Raw genomic sequence first — 2,002 nt, 5'->3', positions numbered from 1 at the left:
AAAAAGGCATTGAGGACATTATCGATGAAATAAAAATCACTATGCTTAAACCGAAAGACATCTTCTTATTATTGGTTGTAATAGCCTTGACATTTGCGCTGGTGCCGATAGGCAATTGGGCAAACGGAGTGGTAATTTTCGACAACTTACCGCAAGTGATAAACAAGCAGATCGCTTATCAATCGGTTACATTGCTGGCAACCATTCTTTTCTTGCTGTTCTTGTGGGGCGTAAAAAGAAAGCAGTTTCGGGAGTATTTCAAGAAAGGTAATGTTTCCGCGGAGATTTTACCGGAGCCGATAGTCGGAATTAATCCAAAACCGACAGAAAACTGGTATCATTTCGGACGAAACTTCGCAGTCATCATTTCCCTTGTAACAGCCGTCATTATTTATTTTCAACTTCTATGGCAGAATGAAGCATCCATCGGAAATATGCCGCCCATTTTGCCTTTCAGCATTATCTTCGCGCTATCCAACGCTTTTGTAGAAGAAAGCATCACCCGCTTGGGAGTAGTAGTCGTGCTGAAAGGCAGGCTCAGAGACAAAACGATCCCCCTCGTCTCGGCACTGATATTCGGAACGGTGCATTATTGGGGAAATCCCGGTGGAATTGCAGGTGTGATAGTCGCCGGATTTTTGGGATGGTTCCTGGCAAAATCGATACTCGAAACCAGAGGGATATTTTGGGCGTGGTTCATACACTTTCTGCAAGATGTAATTATTTTTTCAGCGTTATTGGCAATAAAATAAAAAGGCAATAAATAACTGCAAACAGTAATTAAAATGAAAAAGATACTGATAATTTTAAACGTCTTTGTACTTATTACAGGAAGCTGTGTGCGGACAACAAAAAAACAGACAGAAAGTAAAGAATATCACATAGTTGAAAATAAAAAAGATACCATTAACAGCCCTTTAATAGAAGAAGATGTAGCGATAAATGGCTCGAGACCCGTATTGATAAACTCTTTGGACATTCACTTAATATTAAGTGATTCCATTTTTATAGGAAGTCCTGAAAAGATAGAGGTAAGAATAATCAATAATTCGGATCACAGGCTTCTTGCAGGAAACTCCTTTTTAATAAAACGTCTAGAGTTTGGATTTTGGGCTATTATTCCAGAATTCGAAAGAATAATATGGACGGATGAAGGATTTGAAATAGAGCCTAAAACTAAAAAAACTTTCAATTTAAATCTTGACATTCTTGATATAAACTTAGTTCAAGGAAAATATCGATTAGAAAAAGAAATATCTATTTTGGATACAAAAGAGAAAGCCAAACTCGACAATGGATATCTTATTATGGGAAACCGTCTTCTTGATGATGAATTTATTATCAAGTAAATCCATTTATATTTCCTGTAAACGTTAATAAAAAACGGGGATAGGTGAATAGAGATATAAAATAGGGTGCAAACCACGTAGATAGTTGATTTACACCCTTTATTGCGGAGAGAGAGGCTCTACCCAATCGGTTTATTTAAGTTTGCTGCGATTAATCAATCCAATATATCTATCTATATTTCATGCACATAAAGTTAATGAAATATTTTTGGATATATTAGGATAAACAAAAAAGTGTGCGTAAATTCGTGCGTAAATTTTAATACGCACAATAATGGCCGTAAATTTTTACCTGGACAATAGACCGAACAAAAATGGTGATTACCCTATTCGTGTTAGTATATCAATTAACGGTAATCGTTATGTTACCTCAACAGGTTTTAGTGTAAATGCTGAGAAGTGGCATAATGGTAAAGTAAAAAATGGAACCACCAATGCCAAAGGAGAAACTTCCAAGACAATAAACGCTCGACTAAAAGAGATTGACAGCTTTTTCTCCAGAGAAGAAACACTACTTAAATTAGGAGATGTCCAGGAAATCGATATAAAGACATTATTCGCAGAGAACTTCGCCAAAAAGAAACAGGAGAAGATAGAAATCACATTCTTTGGGTGCTTCGATGAGTTTATTGCTGAGATGGGGAAAAAGAATA

General features: G+C 36.4%; 3 protein-coding genes. All 3 read left to right on the top strand.

Features of this window, described 5'->3' with window-relative positions; translation table 11 throughout:
• Positions 1 to 752: CPBP family intramembrane glutamic endopeptidase (locus B3Z75_RS00625; protein WP_294066581.1), on the top strand; the 752-nt coding region annotated here is incomplete at its 5' end.
• Positions 753 to 785: 33 nt separating this feature from the next.
• Positions 786 to 1,349, top strand: coding sequence for an immunoglobulin-like domain-containing protein (locus B3Z75_RS00620; RefSeq protein ID WP_294066578.1), 564 nt, complete (start codon positions 786 to 788; stop codon positions 1,347 to 1,349).
• Between the two features lie 274 nt (positions 1,350 to 1,623).
• The coding region (locus B3Z75_RS00615) for an Arm DNA-binding domain-containing protein (protein WP_294066575.1) at positions 1,624 to 2,002 on the top strand (379 nt) is incomplete at its 3' end.

The organism is Proteiniphilum sp. UBA1028 (assembly GCF_002316955.1).
Taxonomy (GTDB): Bacteria; Bacteroidota; Bacteroidia; order Bacteroidales; family Dysgonomonadaceae; genus Proteiniphilum.
Note: the sequence above shows the minus strand (reverse complement) of the source record. Positions and strands in the feature narration are given on the sequence as shown.